General features: G+C 33.6%; 12 protein-coding genes. 8 read left to right on the forward strand and 4 right to left on the reverse strand.

Annotated elements, in window-relative coordinates:
• The first annotated feature begins 79 nt into the window (after positions 1–79).
• Positions 80–1285 carry a multidrug effflux MFS transporter gene (locus ED556_RS08935; protein WP_296322398.1) on the forward strand — a complete coding sequence of 402 codons (1206 nt, stop codon included), beginning with the start codon at positions 80–82 and terminating at the stop codon, positions 1283–1285.
• On the opposite strand, the gene ED556_RS08940 is transcribed toward ED556_RS08935, so the two are convergent.
• Positions 1282–1902 carry an L-threonylcarbamoyladenylate synthase gene (locus tag ED556_RS08940; protein ID WP_296322401.1) on the reverse strand — a complete coding sequence of 207 codons (621 nt, stop codon included), beginning with the start codon at positions 1900–1902 and terminating at the stop codon, positions 1282–1284. The two genes, ED556_RS08935 and ED556_RS08940, sit on opposite strands and share 4 nt — an antisense overlap.
• A gap of 135 nt (positions 1903–2037) precedes the next feature.
• On the opposite strand from ED556_RS08940, the gene ED556_RS08945 reads away from it, so the two are divergent.
• Together ED556_RS08945 and ED556_RS08950 are read left to right on the forward strand one after the other, a co-directional pair.
• Positions 2038–2997 (forward strand): aspartyl protease family protein, encoded by a 960-nt coding sequence (locus tag ED556_RS08945; protein WP_296322403.1) that lies wholly within the window; start codon positions 2038–2040, stop codon positions 2995–2997.
• An 80-nt stretch (positions 2998–3077) separates the two neighbouring features.
• Complete coding sequence (locus ED556_RS08950; protein ID WP_296322406.1) at positions 3078–3938, forward strand: hypothetical protein; 861 nt, start codon at positions 3078–3080, stop codon at positions 3936–3938.
• Between the two features lie 10 nt (positions 3939–3948).
• On the opposite strand, the gene ED556_RS08955 is transcribed toward ED556_RS08950, so the two are convergent.
• The 3 genes from ED556_RS08955 to ED556_RS08965 are packed head-to-tail and all read right to left on the reverse strand — an operon-like array spanning position 3949 to position 7709.
• Positions 3949–4656 carry a hypothetical protein gene (locus tag ED556_RS08955; RefSeq protein ID WP_296322409.1) on the reverse strand — a complete coding sequence of 236 codons (708 nt, stop codon included), beginning with the start codon at positions 4654–4656 and terminating at the stop codon, positions 3949–3951.
• Positions 4625–5320 carry a carboxypeptidase-like regulatory domain-containing protein gene (locus ED556_RS08960; protein WP_296322411.1) on the reverse strand — a complete coding sequence of 232 codons (696 nt, stop codon included), beginning with the start codon at positions 5318–5320 and terminating at the stop codon, positions 4625–4627. Before ED556_RS08960 ends, ED556_RS08955 begins: the two co-directional genes overlap by 32 nt.
• Before the next feature lie 55 nt (positions 5321–5375).
• The gene (locus ED556_RS08965) at positions 5376–7709 is read right to left on the reverse strand and encodes an ATP-dependent helicase (protein WP_296322413.1); all 2334 of its coding nucleotides are present in this window, start codon (positions 7707–7709) and stop codon (positions 5376–5378) included.
• 143 nt (positions 7710–7852) lie between these two features.
• Here ED556_RS08965 and ED556_RS08970 point away from each other — a divergent pair, with 143 nt between their 5' ends.
• The 5 genes from ED556_RS08970 to ED556_RS08990 all read left to right on the forward strand — a co-directional run bounded on the left by ED556_RS08970 (position 7853) and on the right by ED556_RS08990 (position 18818).
• Complete coding sequence (locus tag ED556_RS08970) at positions 7853–10828, forward strand: histidine kinase (protein ID WP_296322416.1); 2976 nt, start codon at positions 7853–7855, stop codon at positions 10826–10828.
• A 2-nt stretch (positions 10829–10830) separates the two neighbouring features.
• Complete coding sequence (locus ED556_RS08975) at positions 10831–11475, forward strand: response regulator transcription factor (RefSeq protein ID WP_296322419.1); 645 nt, start codon at positions 10831–10833, stop codon at positions 11473–11475.
• Between the two features lie 117 nt (positions 11476–11592).
• The gene (locus ED556_RS08980; protein ID WP_296322421.1) at positions 11593–16065 is read left to right on the forward strand and encodes a LamG-like jellyroll fold domain-containing protein; all 4473 of its coding nucleotides are present in this window, start codon (positions 11593–11595) and stop codon (positions 16063–16065) included.
• A gap of 120 nt (positions 16066–16185) precedes the next feature.
• Complete coding sequence (locus tag ED556_RS08985; RefSeq protein ID WP_296322424.1) at positions 16186–17451, forward strand: T9SS type A sorting domain-containing protein; 1266 nt, start codon at positions 16186–16188, stop codon at positions 17449–17451.
• Positions 17452–17543: 92 nt separating this feature from the next.
• Positions 17544–18818, forward strand: coding sequence for a M20 family metallopeptidase (locus tag ED556_RS08990; protein WP_296322426.1), 1275 nt, complete (start codon positions 17544–17546; stop codon positions 18816–18818).

Below are 18818 nucleotides of genomic sequence, written 5' to 3' on the forward strand. Positions count from 1 at the left end.
ATTTAATTTAAGTATTGTGATATTCATAAAAGGAATTCGGTTCAATAAAAATAGCTAATATTTACAGTATTTTTGCACCATGAATAGACAAAAGCGTTCTCAAGGAGAATTTGTGATTTTAATGGCAGCACTTATGTCTATTGTAGCGCTATCTATAGACGCCGTTTTACCTGCTTTACCTGAGATAGGCGATTTTTTAAGCGTAAAAAACGCCGAAGAGACTCCCAAAATAATCACTACTATTTTTTTAGGTCTTGGTATTGGGCAACTTCTTTTTGGCCCATTATCAGATAGTTTTGGGCGTAAACCAATAGTATATGTTGGGTTTATAGTTTTTGTAATTGCTTCTATAATATGTATTACCACAAAGAATTTTGAAATGATGCTATTTGGCCGTATACTGCAGGGTATCGGCTTAGCTTCCCCAAGAACCATGTGTATCGCCATGGTTAGAGATTCTTATAGTGGCGATTATATGGCAAAAATTCTATCTATAGTCGTAATGGTATTCATTTTAGTACCAGTAGTTGCCCCAACGCTTGGACAGTTTTTAATGCAGCATTACCAGTGGAAATCTATATTTACCTTTAATCTTGTCTTTGGTGTTTTAGTCATATTATGGTTTTGGTTACGACAAACCGAAACATTAAAACCTCAATACAAAATACCTTATCGCTTATCAATTTTTAAAGATGGAACCATTGCGTTTTTCAAAATAAAACCAGCGGTAATCTACACGATACTTTCAGGGTTAATTACGGGTTCATTTATGGTGTATTTGAGTACATCACAACGCATATTTGAACGCCAATACGATATGGCTGACGAGTTTCCTTTAATTTTTGCCAGTCTAGCTATATCTGTTGGGCTTGCCACTTTTTTAAACAGTCAACTTGTTGTAAAATATGGTATGAAGCGAATTGTGCATATTTCAATGTTAAGTTTTATAATAATATCGCTTGTGTTCTTACTGCTATACAATGGAGACAAGCCAAGTATAGCAGTACTAATTGGATTTTTTGCAATTCAATTTTTTACAATCGGATTTTTGTTTGGAAATCTAAGAGCATTGGCAATGGAACCAATGGGGCATATTGCTGGCATAGGTTCTGCACTCAATGGGTTTATATCTACAGTTATGGCAGTACCCATTGCAGATTATATTGGCAAATATGTAACTGATTCAGTAACGCCTTTATTTTCTGGCTTTTTAGTTTGTGGTCTTTTGTCTCTAGCTTTATTTTACACGCTAAGAAAAAATGTACCAGTATCGGTGAATGCCTAAAAAATCTCTAAACTTCCTTTACCTTCTCTCACTATAAGTGGTTCGCTTAGAGATAAGTCTATCACTGTTGAGGCTTCGTTATCACCAAAGCCACCATCGATTACAACATCTACAATACCTTGCCACTTCTCGTAAATTAATTCAGGATCAGTAGTATATTCTAAAATATCATCATCGTCTCGTATAGATGTAGAAACAATTGGGTTATCTAATGCCGAAACTAATTCGAGAATTATATTATTATCTGGCACGCGAATACCAACAGTCTTACGCTTTTTAAAAGGGTTTGGTAAGTTTTTAGAACCTGGAAGAATAAAGGTATAAGCACCAGGTAATGCACGCTTTAATATTTTAAAGGTTGAAGAATCAATTTGCTTAACATAATCACTGAGATTACTTAAGTCTTTACATATAAAAGAAAAATTAGACTTTTCTAATTTAATTCCTTTTAGTTTGGCAATACGTTCTAAAGCTTTAATATTTGTGATATCACAGCCGAGACCATAAACTGTGTCAGTAGGATAAATTACCAAACCACCTCTTTTAAGCACATCAACAACTTTCTGAATAGCTCGAGGGTTTGGATTTTCGGGGTATATTTTTATGAATTCTGCCATATATTAAAAGTGCAATTAAAAGATTTATTTCAACATTTAAATAACCTTTATGTTAAAAAACACTTATAGTGCCTTAGTTCTGTAACATTGTATTGTAATTTTAAGTCTATAGTTATATATCAATCAATTTATTTTATGACTTCATCAATCAAAATCATCCTTTTTGCATTACTATCCATTAATGTATATGCAAATACATCAAAACCACCTATTAAATTCTTGAAGGCAGAATTTATTAATGAGAATACAACCCGAATTCCATTTAAAGTTATTGACCAACTCATAGTTGTAGAAGCTGAGTTATTAGATCAAAAAGGGAATTTTATAATAGACACAGGTTCTGAAACACTCATTTTAAATAGTGCCCATTTTAAATCTAGTAAACTATCTCAGAAAGACAGTGAACAAACATTTGGTGTGAATAGTAATATCTATGACACCAAAAGGAAGTTTTTAAAGGTATTTCACCTTAACGAGGTTAGCTTAGATAAAATTAATGCTGATGTCATTGACCTTTCGCATTTTGAAAAAGTAAAACGCATAGATCTATTAGGAATCATAGGCTTTAATGTATTGAAAGATTTTGAAATTTTTATTGACACCTATCTTAATCAGATAACCCTTTCAAAAATTGATAAACAAGGAGATAAAATATCAAAAAAGGTTTATGCAGAAAAAATAATAGACAGTGTAAATTTTAAACTTAAAAAGCATGCTATAGTCCTAGATGCCTACGTGGATAAGCATAAGGTTAAATTTGGACTTGACTCAGGTGCAGAATTCAATCAGATTAATAAGAGTTTAAATTCAAAAATTTTAAAGTATTTTTATCCTAATAAACCTGTTAAACTCTACGGTGCAAGTGGAAAAAATAAATCGATAATGGCAGGGAAATTGCACAGAGTAAAATTAAACAACGCTATATACTTTGGTCCTATGAAAACCGTATTAGCAAATCTAAATACCATGAGTGAGGCCTTTGGCACAAAACTAGATGGCATATTAGGTTTTGAGTTTTTTGCACAGAAGAGAACAATAATAAATTATAAAAAACAAAAATTATATTTCATTGATAATCCAATTATAAGACATTGAATTTTAAAACAAAACATATTGTCCTTTCTATAATACTATGTTTTATTAGCGCCATTGGGATTTCTCAAAAGCAATCCATGATGGGTTATAAAATTATTGGTAATGACATCATTTTTGTATTTGATGTTGACGACTATCCTAATATTAAAAATAATGGAGAAAGGATAAAGGATGTTTATGTAGCTGGCGAGTTTAATGATTGGGCTCCAGATAAATGGAAGATGAAAAAAACCAGTGATTCTGTTTACGAATTAAAAATGGAATTATCTGATTTTACTGATGATTTTGATTGGGAGTTTAAGTTTGTTGTTAATGGTATTCATTGGGCTGAGCCATCAGGAGATTTTAAAAATAGTGTTGAAGCTCTTAACAAATACGGAGAACCCTTAATGGTATACAACCTTAAAATGTATACTGCTTTTGCTACCAAGTATGGTAATGTAAAATTTAAACTAAAAGGCTACGAAGATGCTGATAAAGTGATTATAAGTGGCACATTTAATCGCTGGGACGAAACAGGTTTTAAAATGAATAAAACTAACTATGGCTGGGAAGTTACACTACAGCTTCGTCCTGATATATATGAGTATAAATTTATCGTTGATGGCGATTGGATAGAAGACCCAAATAATCCGTCAAAAACAAGCAATAAATTTGGTGGCTATAACTCTCTTATAGATGTGCAAAAGATAGTTAGTTTTCAACTAAGTGATTTTAAAGATGCCAAAGAAGTGGTACTTTCTGGAGATTTTAATGATTGGTCTGAAGACCTATTTAAAATGGAAAAAACCGATAAAGGCTGGATTTATAAATTAAGACTGGCTGGTGGTAAATACCATTATAAATTTATTGTCGATGGTAAATGGATAACAGATCCATATAATAGCGTCTTAGAATATGATGGCAATGGTAATATTAATTCAGTTTGCATGGTAAAATAGTTCTAATAGACTATTGCATTCCATAGGTCTTTTTTACTGCACTTATAACATCGTCATTTCCTAAGGCAATTAAAATTCCAAAATTTAGTGTATTAAATCGTCCTTTCTCAAAAAAGTTGTTTAAAGAATCTGGTGTGCTAATATCAGAGTTAACTTTATTAAAGCCGTATTCACTAAATACAGAAATATTCTTAGAAACTTCATAGGTTAAATAAAAACTTAATACTTGTAAATCACCTGTATCACTAAACTCAAAATCACCGCCAATTTTATTTCTAAATCTAACAGATCCAAACCCATAATTAATGCCTAGTTTCACCTTATTTAATGGTAAAAATTCGTAACCAAAATTAAAGGTGTGAGCCGTCGCTCTACTACTATTAAAATTTCCTATTACAGAGGTATCTTCAACATCAAAAACACTATGATTATAAGCATAGCCAACGTATAACTGTTTATATACAAACACCTTTGTTTTGAAAACAAATCCATATTCACCATCATAACCTTGTCCAATATAATTATTACCTGTAGTCATAGGTAGTTGATAACTCAGAGACCATGATACTGATTTCTGTCTAGCCTTGTTATATAGAAAGTTGAAGTTTGAAATACTATCAGTAGCTGAGCTCTTCAACTCTTCTTGTGAATAGGCTGAAGTAAAAACAAGCAGAACAACTAAAATTCTAATAAGTAAATTCAAACGCATAGTTTTCATTATTTATGTTCAATATTTGGCTCATTTCAACTCCATTATTAATGGTGTATCTAAATTCAACTTCAGAGCCTAACTGTGTTGAGAATGAACTACTAAAATCTGGATTATCATCACCTAACATGCTACCAGAAGTAGCCATATCATAACACTGGCTCGCATTTTCATTAATTACCCCATCAACAAATACTTCGGCACATTGGGATGATATATAGTTAAAGCTAAAATCAATAGTGTTTCCATCTCCACTGACACGAGTTAAATCATAGCTGAAATTGCTCAATTCAATCAAAGTCACAGTATCTAAATCAAAGATAAAATCTTGTGGTATAAAAGTTTGTGTATTAGTTGAATAGGAGTAATCAGAATAGGAATTGTCTAACTGTATAGTCACTTCAAAAGACTCGTTATATCCAAAGAGAGAGGTGATATTGAATTCGCCGTTATCATCAGTTAAGCCATCTCCAATTAAAAATGTACTGGCTGCAAATGAAGATCCGGTGGTTTTTACTTCAACTAAAGCATTTGACAAAGGATTCCCAAATTGGTCTACTACTCTACCTTGGATTATGACTCTTGTATTGTCTGCTATAATTGTATCATCACAAGATAATAATAAACAGCATAAAATTATACCACTAAATGGGACTAAAAAACGAAAGTTCATCATGCAACAGGTTTAATCACTAGATGCATGTTAAATAAAAAGGTTGCGTATTGTTTTAAGAAATCACCTCCAATTTTGCAAAACGTAGTAACAACTTCTTGACAGCACCACTTTCAAACTTTATTTCTGCTTTTAAGTCACTGCCTTTGCCTTCAATTTTCAGGACTTCTCCTCTACCAAAACGCTGATGATTAACAATATTGCCAACTGTAAGTTTACTGTCAAACAGATTAGTACTGGAGCTACTTTTTTCAATTGGTTTTAGTTTTTTAGGTGTGCTAATCTTAAAGTTCTCTGGTTTTTTTCGTTGTTCTTTTCTTTTAAAAGTTGGCGTTTGTTTTGGCTTACCAAATCGTATATTATTTGGCTCTATATCACCAAAAATGGAAGCATCAAGCATTGGGTTAAAACGTTGTTCTTCAAAAGGTGTAATAACATCAAGATATTGGTCATCTATTTCTTCGATAAAACGGCTTGGATCGGCATCTATCAATTTTCCCCAGCGATAACGCGAAATGGTATAGGTAAGATAAGCTTGCTTTTCTGCTCTCGTTAATGCTACATAAAATAAGCGGCGCTCTTCTTCAAGTTCGCTTCGCGTATTCATGCTCATGGCACTAGGAAATAAATCTTCTTCCATACCCACAATAAATACATGTGGAAACTCAAGACCCTTAGCTAAGTGTATCGTCATTAACGCCACATGGTTTGGGTCACCTTTATCTGCATCCAAATCGGTTGCAAGCGCTACATCTTCTAAAAATTCTGCAAGTGAAGCCGTACTATCTGCAATCTCTTTTTGACCTTCAACAAAATCTCGAATACCGTTCAATAGCTCCTCTATATTTTCCATTTTAGCAACACCTTCAGGTGTGCCATCTTTATTAAACTCCTTAATTAATCCTGTAACTTTAACCACATGCTCAGCTAATTCAAAAGCATCCGCATTGGTATTCATAACCTGAAAGCTTTCAATCATGGTTACAAAATCTTTGAGCTTGGTTCTTGTACCAGCATTGAGATTAATTTCAAGATGATCCATCGCCTTTATAACATCAAAAATGGATTTACCATAACCACTAGCTGCAACTATTAATTTATCGATTGTTGTTTGACCAATTCCTCTTGCAGGAAAATTAATAATACGTTTTAAAGCTTCTTCATCAGCAGGATTAATAATTAAACGTAAATATGATAAGACATCTTTAATCTCTTTACGTTGGTAGAACGATAAGCCACCATAAATACGATACTTTATATCTCGTTTTCGTAAAGCATCTTCAATGGCACGCGATTGTGCATTGGTACGATATAAAACAGCAAAATCACTATTTTTAAGTTGTTGCTGCATTTTGGCTTCAAAAATGGTACTAGCGACATAGTTGCCTTCACGCCCATCATTTTCAAGACGGTTTACCTTAATTTTTGGACCTTCTTCATTTGCAGTCCAAACAACTTTATCAAGCTTACTCTGGTTTTTATCTATTACTGAATTAGCGGCTTGAACAATATTCTTTGTAGAACGGTAATTTTGTTCTAGCCTAAAGACCTTAACGTCGTCGTAATCGCGTTGGAAATTCAGTATGTTATTAATATTCGCACCACGGAATGCATAAATACTTTGTGCATCGTCACCTACCACACAAATATTCTGAAATCTATCTGATAAAGCTCTTACAATTAAATACTGAGAGTGGTTTGTATCCTGATACTCATCTACCAATATATATCTAAAACGGTCTTGATACTTAGCCAATACATCCGGAAAACGCGTTAATAACTCATTGGTTTTGAGCAATAAATCATCAAAATCCATAGCGCCCGCCTTAAAACAACGCTCAACATATTCTTTATAAATCTCACCCATTTTTGGTCGTCTCGCAGCAGCATCAGCTTCAACAAGCTCAGGATTATTATAATAGGCCTTTACGGTAATAAGACTGTTTTTATATGATGAAATACGAGATCTAATCTGCTTGTATTTGTATATATCTTTATCAAGCTTCATTTCCTTGATTATAGATGAAATTAATCGATCAGAATCTTGAGTATCATATATGGTAAAATTACTCGGGTAACCCAAACGGTCAGCTTCAATACGTAAAATCTTAGCAAATACTGAGTGAAAAGTTCCCATCCATAGGTTTTTAGCTTCACTATCACCTACAATATCAGCAATACGGCCTTTCATTTCACGAGCCGCTTTGTTAGTAAATGTCAGTGCTAAAATGTTAAATGGGTCAACACCTTGACTCATTAAATATGCTATACGAAATGTCAACACACGTGTTTTTCCAGAACCCGCACCGGCAATAACTATCATTGGGCCATCTTTTTGCAAAGTTGGCGCAAGCTGTGCATCATTAAGTTGACTTAAATACTTGTCCAAATGAGTAATAATTTTGAGCTGTGAAATTAATGAAAGCTTTAATTTTAATGCATTGCTTTTATTAATAATTATAAACAACCAAATACTATTTCTTTACAATTTGTTACTTTCGACAATCACACCATTAATCTAGTTAACCTTAGATGAAGAAATTCTTTCTTTTTCTTTCTTTAATTTATTCTTTACATAGCTATTGTCAATCGCTTGTTCAATATCAAAAAAGAACATTATCACGAGATGATGGTTTAACTCTTGATAAGGTGAATACTATGTGTCAAGACAATGATGGTTTCTTGTGGCTCGGTGGAATTGATAATGATGTCAGAACCATAATCTCCAGTAACAAAGAATTAAGCTTATTACGTTTTGACGGTAATACATTTCATAATATAACCATACCAAACTTATCCAAATCCACAAATACTGTAGTACAATTATACAAGAGAAACGATGGTAAAATCATAATTACTTTCAATGAGGATTCCAAAGAGAAAATAATGCTTTTTGACCCATATAGCATTCAATTTGAAACGTTAAAAATAAATGCAAATTCGTTTTCTAAAGTATTTAGTTATAATGAAAAAGATTATACACTCACTCAAAACGAAAAACAATTAACCCTCAATGAAATTACAGAAAGTTTCGAGCTTAATCCTGTATTTAGTTTTTATTATAATGTACCTCAGAGATTCTCACTAGATAGCTCCACCGAACTAATTTGTAATAGCAACTATTGTCTTATTGGTGATGATAACTTCCCAATAATTATTACAGATTGGAATGGCAATATCATCAAGCAATATAGTAATGATACTTTTGGAAGAAGTAGAGATCTCAATAAAAAGAAGTTTTGGATAGCAGAGGCATTTAAATACAAAGCAAAAAACTATGTAATTATGGATTCTGAAGACCAATTGCATACTCTAAATTTTAAAGCTCTTGAGGTTAAACCTACTGCCAAGACTATAAATCTAAAGGACGCTTTAAAAACTTTTCAAGACAAAAAAGGGAACCATATTATCTTATCGGCAAAGGACAATTCAATTGTTTTTCAGAGTATAGAAGATGATTCGCTTGTTACTATGTGTACGGATAACACATTGAAGAACACAACTGTAATTGAAGCTTTTTCTAGTGATTTAGATAATGAACTTTGGCTATACTACAATGACAATCTGCATCATTATACATTTAGTAATAATTCAGTGTTTAACTACTTAAAAGAGTATGAAATTCGAGCCATTAAACAGAAAGACTCAAAAAATATAATCGTTTCGACCGAACGTAATGGTTGGTTTAACCTAAATACCCAAACCTATAAAACAAACCCTATTACAATTACAGAAGGTGGCAAAAGGTTTTTACCTTCTTCAAGAAATATTATAATCAGAGATAGTGTTATTTGGAGCCATAGCTTTGGTAATATCATAAAATTAAACCCAAAGAATAATACGACGAAGTCGTTTAGACACTACCCTATTAAAAATATAAAAACACTTAACGATAGCGTATTGGTTTATGCAACTGCAGGTTATAGTTTAATGCAATTTAATACCAATACTGAAAAGCATTCTGCACTATTGGCTACTGACAGCTTGGTGGTTTTTGATATTGTTATTAAAGACAATCTTATTTTGGGTGCTACAGATAAAGGTATTCTGAAATATGATATCAACAATAAGTCGAGTAAACTGTACAATAATCTTAAAGATAATTTTGTCTTTATGTGTACTGAAGATGACAAAGGGAATCCTTTATTTGGTACAAGAAGCGGTTATGTCTATATGTATATATCAGAAAATGAATCATTTAAAACTGTATATGAAGACGAATTAAACGCTGGTATAGCAGGTGTAATTATCGACAGAGATACTTGGTGGGTCAATACCTTTAATGGTGTAGTAGCTTTCAATACAGAAAAAAATAGCACATATAGATTTTCAGAAAAAGATGGATTTACCCATAATGAGGGTAATCGTTATAGCGCACTTAAAACTAATGAAGGTATCTTTTTTGGTACCCTAAAAGGACTGAATTTTTTTAATCCTGAAAAGTTAAAGCCTCGTGAAGATAATGCAGAGCTCACTTTAATAAAGGCCAATTTTTTCAATAAAAGCACAGGAGAATATGATGATATTTATAGTAGAGCCTTTTTAGATAATTATGAAACTATTGAATTACCGCCAGAGAATCGAGCTTTGGAATTAAACTTTGCACTTAAAAGTAACACTGGTTTAAACAACGAATATTTCTACAGGTATAGGCTTAATGATAACAAATGGATTGAGTTGAAAAACCAAAATTTTATTCAATTTCCCAATCTCGAAGCTGGTAATTATAGTTTAGAAATTGAAGCCTTAAATTTCTCGAAAGAGAAAGTAGGTACGTCCTTAATTATACCAATAAAAAGCAAAGCTTTTTTCTATAAAACGTGGTGGTTTGTTACGTCTTTAAGTCTTATCGTTATTGGTGTTTTACTCTATTTTTTAAGACAATTTCAATTACGTAAACGGCTTCAAGATCAGTTTGCATTAGATTTAATAAAATCTCAAGAAGTCGAACGTAAACGTATTGCCAGAGAATTACACGATAGTGTTAGTCAGCAATTAACATTAATTAAAAGAAAAGCCCAAAGTAGTGAACAGCTAGAAATATCGGATTTAACCAATAATACACTCGAAGAAGTACGTCATATTTCACGTGGGCTTTTTCCGCCATTACTAAAACAGCTTGGTTTTACTGAAAGTGTTGAGCAACTTGCAATAGATATTGATGAAAACAATGACCTATTTGTATCAACCGATATTGAGAACATAGACAATAACTTAACTGATGAAAATGCTTTGCACTTGTACCGTTTTGTTCAGGAGTGTATTAATAACATCTTAAAACATGCAGATGCTAAAGCATTATCTATCACTATCGAAAAAGAAAAAGATGCTATTTTAGTGTTGATTAAAGATAACGGAAAAGGGTTTGATGTCACCTCAGCTAAAAACAAAAACAGCTTAGGCTTAAAAACACTAGAAGAACGCATTAAAATCTTAAACGGAGAATTACTAATTGATAGTAAACTAACAGAAGGTACAACGACCAAAGCTAAAATTCGCTTGTCATAGCAATGAATAGAGACATAAAAATATTAGTAGCCGATGACCATCCAATGCTTTTAAAAGGGCTTAAGGACGAGTTAGTTAATAACAATTATAAGAATATCACAACTGCTTCTAATGGTGCTGAAGCTTTAGAAAAACTGGCTTCCGACACTCATGAAATTGCAATTTTAGATATTGAAATGCCTCTATTAACTGGCTTTGAAGTGATTAATAAATGTCAAGAAAAAGACCTGAATACTAAATTTATCATTCTCACTTCACACAAAGAAAGTCGCTATATTTTCAAGGCTAAGTCTCTAAATATATCTGGTTACTTACTTAAAGACGAACCGTTTTCTGAGATACAAAAATGCATTTACAAAGTGCTTGATGGTGAAAATTATTACAGTTCTACTTTTAATGATGTATTTCAATCTCAAATATCTCCAGAACTACAGAAGATAAAATTACTTTCACCTTCTGAGCGCACTATTGTAAGACTCATTGCAAACGAAAAGTCTTCAAAAGAGATTTCTGAAACTCTTCTAATATCTGTGAGAACAGTACAAAAACACCGCGCTAATATTATAAAAAAATTGAGTCTCAGTTCAGACCAAGATGCACTAACCAATTGGGTTTCGCAAAACAAAGCGCTTATTTCTTCATTATAATTACTACGTAGGCCTACGTATTTTTTGACACTCATGCGTATTGTACCAAATCACCTATGAGTATAACTTGTGCTCATAATCAACTATACATGAGTTAATATTCAAAAACTACACCCAATGAGAACAAAACTACTTCTGCTTTTTGTGTTTTTAATTTCTTTTTTCGCTTATTCTCAAACCACGTATACCTTTGATGGTTCTTCGTCCGGTAATTGGTCAGATGTAAATAACTGGTCGCCATCATATCCTGGGTCAACAATTCTAGCAGGTGATACGGTAAACTTAGATGCAAGTGTTGGTGTGGACTTATTGCTGACTAATAATGGTATTATAAATATTAATAATGGACTTAGCATTGTGGCCGGTTATGGAATTGTAAATAATAGCACTGGTGCCATAAATAACTATGGTGACTTATATGTGCAAATAACAAGTTATATTACAAACAATGGACTAATCCTAAATGAAGATTTTATGTATTTCGAAGATCTCTCTTGGATTGATCTTAATGCTACATCTACACTTATAGATAATGGAACAATAGATTTTTATACAGCAATAAACGATAATTACGTAACTAATTTTGGTACGGTTGGAGGCTCAAACAATTATATTGATCCAAGTAGTTTTTCTAACAATGGTACACTTTCACCAGGAAATCCGATTGGGGTTTATAACATTCAAACCAATGTAAATTTATTTACAAGTTCCAATTTAGATATTGAAATTGGTGGAACAACAGCCGGAACTGAATATGACCAATTACTTGGAAACCCGTTTATTAGTGGTATTGGAATTTCTGGAACTTTAAATGTCATTCTGCAAAACGGTTTTGAGCCCCAAGTGGGAGACAGTTTCACCATAATTTCTGCTGCGAGTGTAGGAGGAAACTTTACGACAACAAATCTACCTTCTTTACCAGTAGATAGGCAATGGTCCATAAATTATTTATCTAACTCTGTAGAACTCGAAGTTGAATCGACCGCAGCCACAGCATTCAATTTTGATGGTTTAGATGACTATGCTGCTGCCACAAATCCATCAATATTGGATATTACAAGTGGTACCGTAGAAATGCGTATTAAACCCGAAACTAAAGCAACACCACAAACTATTTTGGGTTATCGTAGTAGTGATGGATCAAGTACTAAGTACTTATTTAATTTATTAGGCAATCTAACTGGTATTGGCTTTTGGAATGGAGCGTCATACCAAACCATATCATACACCTTTAATCCTGGCGAGTGGTACAATATTGTCATTACGGATGATGACACAGGAAGTTCAACAGTTTATGTTAATGGAGTATCGATAGGCGCATTCCCTACAGAATTTGGAACTGCTTCTGGCTCCAACCTAAACTTATATGTAGGTGTAGATTTTCCATTAAACGAATACTTTCTAGGTGATATTGGTGATATACGTATTTGGAATACCGTTAAACCTGGAGGAACAGGTATATGTAGCAATATGCCCAATGGTAGTGATTTGTTAGCATATTATGATTTTAATCAAGGTATTGAGAACAGTGATAATTCAGCTATTACTACTATAAATGATAGCTCAGGTAATTCTAATAACCTGTCATTAATCAATACTACATTAAGCGGGTTAACAAGTAATTGGATAGACTCAGATAATGCCAGCTTTGCAGATACAGTAGCGCCGATTGCAGCGGCACAAAACATAACTGCATCTCTAGACGCCAATGGACAAATTGTAATTGACCCACTTTTAGTAGACAATGGTTCTACTGATAATTGCGGAATAGTTAGTTATACGCTGAGTCAAGACACTTTTACTTGTGATGATTTAGAGTTTGAAGGCTTTTCGAGTCAAGCTTTAGATTTAGATGGTACATTCCAATATGCCGAAATACCATTTACACCTGAGCTTAATTTACAAAATTCATGGACGCTTGAAGGTTGGATATACCCTACAGGATTTAATCCTGGCGGTGATGTCGTCATTGATAAATATTCTGGCACCTCATTCTTTGATGAGTATAGTATATTTCATTTTGGTGGTAATTATTTTGCTGAAGTAACTACCAGTGATGGAAATTTTGCTGTTAATGGTGGTCCGGTAACGCTAAACCAATGGACACATATTGCTGGTGTTTATGATCAAGTTAACGGTACATTATCAATATATATTAATGGCGTGCTTCAAAACACGGCCACTGGTATAACTGGAAGTTCTCTAAGTACAACCAACAAGACTATTTTAGGTGGAGTTGATTGGGGTAATGCAACCTTTACAGGAACTATAGACGAACTTCGTATTTGGGACAGAGCACTTACTGCTCAAGAAATTGCAGACCAACGCAGTCTAATATTAAGTAGTGATGAGGCAAATTTGGTAGGTTATTTCCGCATCGAACAAGGACCAGGAAATAATACATTATTAGATAGCTCTCCAAATAATAATACAGCAAGCTTCTTTAATCTAGATGCAAATTCAGATTGGAATACTATTAATACAGCAACAGTTTCTGGAGAAACAGGTGTACTTCCTGTTTTATTAACAGTTACAGATGCTAATGGCAATGCTGATTTAGCACCGGCTCAAATCACTATAATAGATAATGCAGGACCAAACGTTATAACACAAGATATTACCTTAAATATAGCTTGTGGAGCATCAGTTTCTATAACTGAAAACGATATCAGCAATAGCATAACAGATAATTGTCAAATTGCTTCTATATCAATAGATAATGATACTTTTGATGGTAGTATGATAGGTACAAATACAGTGACATTAACTGTAACGGATACCTCAGGCAATACGACTTCAGAAACCGCCATAGTAAATGTTGTTAACACAACCCCAATAATTTACGTAGACCAAAACGCCACAGGTAGTGGCGATGGTACTACTTGGGCAAATGCATTTAATACCATTCAAGAGGCAATACATTTAATTAATAACACCTGTACGACTGTTGATGAAATACACATTGCAGAAGGCAGCTATCTCGAAGGTTCTCAATTAAATATAAATAAGGCCATGACAATTAAAGGTAGCTATCCTTCTGGTGGTGGCATACAGGATTTCGAAAACAATCCAACCATGATTGATGGTAATGAAATACACCGTGTTATAAATGCATCTCATACTACAGGTATATTATTTTTAGAAGGTATTACCGTACAAAATGGTAGAGTGTCTGACGATGGAGGCGGTATTTATACTTCTGGAGATTTAGATTTGAATAATGTAAAGATTTTAAATAATAAAGCAGAATCTACAATTTTTTCATCTACTATCAACGTTACGACTAATGGCGGTGGTATTTATGCTAATCAAGCTAATATTACATTAAATAATAGCACCGTAAACAGTAATATGATTTCATCATTAAGTGGTGATGCCAGCCCATTTGCCTATGGTGGTGGCATTTATATTACAAATGGAGATATTACGTTGACAAATAGTACCGTAAATGATAATACGGTTTTTTGTAATAATAGTTCTTCATTTATTCCACAAAGAAGCTATTCATATGGTGGTGGAATATATTCAGTTATAGGGAATACTACATTAATTTCTTCATCTGTAAACAACAATAGTATTATCAATGACACCTACACTGTGGCTGAAGAGGTTGGTGCAGGCGCTGCAGGAATTTACAATCAACTTGGAAATACTACATTACTTAATAGTACCATTAACAATAATACTATTACTACTAATAATAGTCTAGCGTCGTCAAGTAATGCAACAGGTTGTGGCATCCGTGCAGATGTTATTGAGTTGATAAATGCTACACTTAGCAATAATACGATTACAACCCATAGCCAGAATAATGGAAGGATTGAAGGTGGCGCGATATATGTTACACAATCTATCACTATGACTAATAGCTTACTCAGCAACAATCGTATTTCTGGTCCTAGCTCTAGTTCATCAATACAGGGAGGCGCTATATTTCCTTTTAGTTTTAGCTCAGCTGTTTCTGTTTCTTCATCTAATAGTATACTTTGGAATAATGAAAAATCTACGGATAATGGCAATACCTTTAGTTCTAGTGAGTATGAAGGTAGTGGCACTTTTGCCTTTAACCACAGTTTAGTAACCAATCAAAATCCAACAGGTACAAATAACATTGATGCTACATCACCAAGTTTTGACCCATTATTTGTAGATAGTGCAAACGGAGATTTTAGACTTCAAAGTGGTTCTCCACTTATTGATGCCGGTAATGATAGTTATTTACCTCAAGATACTTTTGATGTCGATAACGACGGAGATACAACAGAGACATTACCTCTAGATTTAGATGGTGAGCTTAGAATTTCTGGTTCATTCGTTGATATGGGAGCGTATGAGTTTCAGAATACCACTTTAGGTATAGATGACATTAGTATTTCAAAATATAGTGTCTACCCTAACCCAACAAACCAAATACTCAATATTGAAGGTTTAAAGACTTCTGAGAACCTTGAAATCTATAACATATCAGGACAAAAGCTATTAACCCGAACTATTGATTTAAATAAAAATACAATTGATGTTTCACAATTATCGGCAGGTATCTATTTCCTTAAGATTACTAATGAAAGCATGAAGTTTATAAAATATTAAAAATGCTTGCTCTACTTGCGGCTCTATAATTGACACAATTGTTTCGGGGGAAACAAATTATATATTTGTTAGTGGGTCGCAAGTAAAGTAGGCAATTAACAATATTAAAATCTGTATAAAATGAAAACAAAACTACTCCTCCTTTTTATTTTATGCGTAGCAAGCATAAACGCACAGACAACTTTTACATATACTGGTACTGGTAATTGGACAGACCAAGCCAACTGGTCACCAAGCTATCCTGGAGATACAGCGTATGATAATTCTACACTCACCTTTAATATTCAGGGTGATTGTACCATTTTAATAAACTCTGGTGTTGGCACTATATCAGCAACATTAAATATTAGTGGACGGTTGTATATAAATACAAGTGTACCTTATGGATTTGCAGGTGCTAATTTGGACAATGGCACACTTGAGTTTGAAAACCTTGGTGACCTTCTTATTGGTCCGCCAGTTAGTTACACGATTACTGGTTCAGGTATTTTAAAACATAATGATCTTGCCTCTATTACAGGATTTTGTGTTATTCAGCCCGGTACTGCGACTAGTTCAGGAACAATAACTTTTGAAGGCTATTGGGATATAGATGGCGGATTTGTAGATATAGACGTATTCTCAGATACTGATTATGATCGCATTTTTGCTAATGATTTAAATATAGGTAGTAGTGTACTAACTATTATTGAACAAAATGGCTTCTTTCCTACATCATCAAATACAGAATTAGAGCCGCTAATAAGTACAGGAACTTCAGTTTTCACCTTCACAGTATTTAATTATAACGTCACTAATGGTTATCAACCGGTATATGATTATATAGCTGGTGACCCTACAGTCCGTATAACCTTTACAGATATTGAAGCACCAATTCTTAGTTGCATTGGCGACCAAAATGTTAATGCAGATTGTTCAGTTTTCTATCAACTACCTGATTACAGTTCCATCATTGGAGTATCGGATAACGATGAATTCTCAAACTTAACATTTACGCAGACTCCGCTAAATGGATTAGGAGCAACAGATGGAACAGAAGTTACTCTTACGGTTACAGATACAGGTGGAAATTCGGACTCGTGCTCATTTACGCTTAATATTACAAATCAAACATTAGCTAATGACGATGTAGACGATATTGTCAGTAGAAATATTTCTTTGTTTCCAAATCCTTCTAGTGGTCAATTTTTATTAAAAAACACCTCCGGATTAAACCTTATAAAAGCAGATCTTATCGATGTAAAAGGTGCAAAAGTCCATACAATAGACCTATCTACATATGTTGATACACATCATATAGACTTAACTGCATTAAATCCAGCTATTTACTTTTTTAAGATTTATACAGCTGATGGTGTAGCAACTAAAAAAATAATCATAGAATAGTTGTATAACATATAAGAAATCAAGACCATCCTTAAAGACATAAAGGATGGTTTTCTTTTTTTAAATATCTTAGTGAAAATTTTACAATTCCTATGAAAAAAATACTGGCACTACTCCTATTTGCTTCAATTAGCATTTCGGGACAAAACTCTATAGAAAAAGATATTATTGATATTGAAGACAAACTCATCGAATGGCGAAGAGACATTCACCAAAACCCCGAACTATCTAACCAAGAATTTAAAACTGCAGAAAAAATTGCAGCGCATTTAAGGTCTTTAGGAATAGAAGTTGAAACCGGTGTTGCTATTACCGGAGTTGTGGGTATACTTAAAGGGGATTTACCAGGAAAGGTGGTGGCTCTAAGAGCAGATATTGATGCCTTACCTGTTACAGAACGTAACGATTTACCATTTAAATCTACTGTAAAAACCACGTTTTTAGGTACAGAAACTGGTGTTATGCATGCCTGCGGCCATGATACGCATACCGCCATATTAATGGCAACTGCGGAGATATTATCAAAGCATAAAGATAAAATAAGAGGAACAGTAAAATTTATTTTTCAACCTGCTGAAGAAGGTCCACCACCAGGTGAAGAAGGCGGAGCTAAACTCATGATTAAAGAAGGTGTTTTAGAAAACCCAAAAGTTGATGCCATATTTGGATTACATATTAATGCAGGGACACCAGTCGGAACTTTAAAATACAAAAAAGGTGGTGTAATGGCATCTGTAGAGCGCTTTGTCATTGATGTTAAAGGGAAGCAAACACATGGCTCACAACCATGGTCTGGCGTTGACCCAATTCTTATTTCAGCAAAAATTATAGACGGTTTACAAACCATTATTAGTCGTGAAGCAAAACTTACCGAAGAAGCTGCTGTAATTACTGTTGGTAAAATTACTGCCGGAACACGATTTAATATTATTCCTGAAAGTGCTGAATTGATCGGAACCGTAAGAACACTAGACCCAGAAATGCGAAGTATGATTGAACGTCGCATGAAAGAAATGGTGTCTACTATAGCTAAGGCATATGGTGGTGAAGCAACCATTACATTCAGAAATCAAACGTCGATCACTTATAATGATCCGGAATTAACTGATAGAATGCTGCCTTCACTAAGAAAAGTTGCAGGTGACAAAAATGTTGTGCTAATGAAAGCTACTACTGGCGGTGAAGATTTCTCCTATTTTCAAGAAGTGGTGCCAGGGTTATACTTCTTCCTAGGCGGCATGTCTCCTGAAGACGAATCTAAAGGTGCATTTCCACATCATACTCCAGATTTTATAATAGATGAAAGCGGTATGCTACTAGGCGTAGAAGCTTTTACACAATTGGTTTTCGATTACTTGAACGAATAA

This window comes from Winogradskyella sp. (assembly GCF_003712105.1).
In the GTDB taxonomy this organism is placed as follows: Bacteria; Bacteroidota; Bacteroidia; order Flavobacteriales; family Flavobacteriaceae; genus Winogradskyella.

Coding starts and splice junctions, on each gene's coding strand:
- ED556_RS08935 (WP_296322398.1), top strand. CDS start 80: ATGAATAGACAAAAGCGTTCTCAAGGAGAATTTGTGATTTTAATGGCA.
- ED556_RS08940 (WP_296322401.1), bottom strand. CDS start 1,902: ATGGCAGAATTCATAAAAATATACCCCGAAAATCCAAACCCTCGAGCT.
- ED556_RS08945 (WP_296322403.1), top strand. CDS start 2,038: ATGACTTCATCAATCAAAATCATCCTTTTTGCATTACTATCCATTAAT.
- ED556_RS08950 (WP_296322406.1), top strand. CDS start 3,078: ATGGGTTATAAAATTATTGGTAATGACATCATTTTTGTATTTGATGTT.
- ED556_RS08955 (WP_296322409.1), bottom strand. CDS start 4,656: ATGAAAACTATGCGTTTGAATTTACTTATTAGAATTTTAGTTGTTCTG.
- ED556_RS08960 (WP_296322411.1), bottom strand. CDS start 5,320: ATGAACTTTCGTTTTTTAGTCCCATTTAGTGGTATAATTTTATGCTGT.
- ED556_RS08970 (WP_296322416.1), top strand. CDS start 7,853: ATGAAGAAATTCTTTCTTTTTCTTTCTTTAATTTATTCTTTACATAGC.
- ED556_RS08975 (WP_296322419.1), top strand. CDS start 10,831: ATGAATAGAGACATAAAAATATTAGTAGCCGATGACCATCCAATGCTT.
- ED556_RS08980 (WP_296322421.1), top strand. CDS start 11,593: ATGAGAACAAAACTACTTCTGCTTTTTGTGTTTTTAATTTCTTTTTTC.
- ED556_RS08985 (WP_296322424.1), top strand. CDS start 16,186: ATGAAAACAAAACTACTCCTCCTTTTTATTTTATGCGTAGCAAGCATA.
- ED556_RS08990 (WP_296322426.1), top strand. CDS start 17,544: ATGAAAAAAATACTGGCACTACTCCTATTTGCTTCAATTAGCATTTCG.